The 1,089-nt window shown below is 67.7% G+C and carries 1 pseudogene; it reads right to left on the bottom strand.

Going from position 1 to position 1,089, the window contains the following annotated elements:
• Positions 1-1,089, bottom strand: a pseudogene (locus tag ACWCRD_RS44975) (alpha-1,4-glucan--maltose-1-phosphate maltosyltransferase); the annotation flags it as partial.

The following is a 1,089-nucleotide window of genomic DNA, read 5'->3' as shown; positions in this document are numbered from 1 at the left end:
GTTGAGTCGGGTGATGAGGGGGGTGATGGTGCGGCCTTCGCGTTCGGCTGTTTCCCAGTCGCGGGGGCGGAGCTGGTATTTCTCCGAGTCGAGGTATTCCTCGCTGCCCTCGCGCAGGGGGGTGTTCTCGCACAGTTCGTAGCCGGAGTAGATGCCCCAGGTGGGGGAGAGGGTGGCGGCCAGGACCGCGCGCAGTTCGAAGGCGGGGCGGCCGCCGTGCTGGAGGAAGGCGTGGAGGATGTCGGGGGTGTTGACGAAGAAGTTGGGGCGCATGTAGGCGGCTGCCTCGCCGGAGAGTTCGGTGAGGTAGTCGGTGAGTTCCTGTTTGGTGGTGCGCCAGGTGTAGTAGGTGTAGGACTGCTGGAAGCCGATCTGGGCCAGGGTGTGCATCATGGCGGGGCGGGTGAAGGCCTCGGCCAGGAAGATCACGTCGGGGTCGGCGGCGTTGATCTCCGCGATCACCTTCTCCCAGAAGGCGACCGGTTTGGTGTGGGGGTTGTCGACGCGGAAGATCCGTACGCCCAGGTCCATCCAGAGCCTGAGGACCCGCAGGGTTTCGGTGATCAGGCCGTCCAGGTCGGCGTCGAAGGCGATGGGGTAGATGTCCTGGTACTTCTTGGGGGGGTTCTCGGCGTAGGCGATGGTGCCGTCGGGGCGGTGGTGGAACCATTCGGGGTGTTTGTGGACCCAGGGGTGGTCGGGGGAGCACTGCAGGGCGAAGTCCAGGGCCACTTCCAGTCCGTGCTCGGCGGCCTGGCGTACGAACCAGGCGAAGTCGTCGAGGGTGCCGAGTTTTGGGTGGACGGTGTCGTGGCCGCCTTCGGGGGAGCCGATGGCCCAGGGGACGCCGACGTCGTCGGGGCCGGCGGAGAGGGTGTTGTTGCGGCCCTTGCGGAAGGTGGTGCCGATGGGGTGGATGGGTGGGAGGTAGACGACGTCGAAGCCCATGGCGGCGATCGCCGGGAGGCGGCGGGCGGCGGTGCGGAAGGTGCCGTGGGGCTGGTCCTGGGTGCCTTCGGAGCGGGGGAAGAACTCGTACCAGGCGCCGTGCAGGGCGCGTTCGCGTTCCACCAGCAGCGGCAGGGTCTG

This window comes from Streptomyces sp. NPDC002092 (assembly GCF_053593775.1).
Note: the sequence above shows the minus strand (reverse complement) of the source record. Positions and strands in the feature narration are given on the sequence as shown.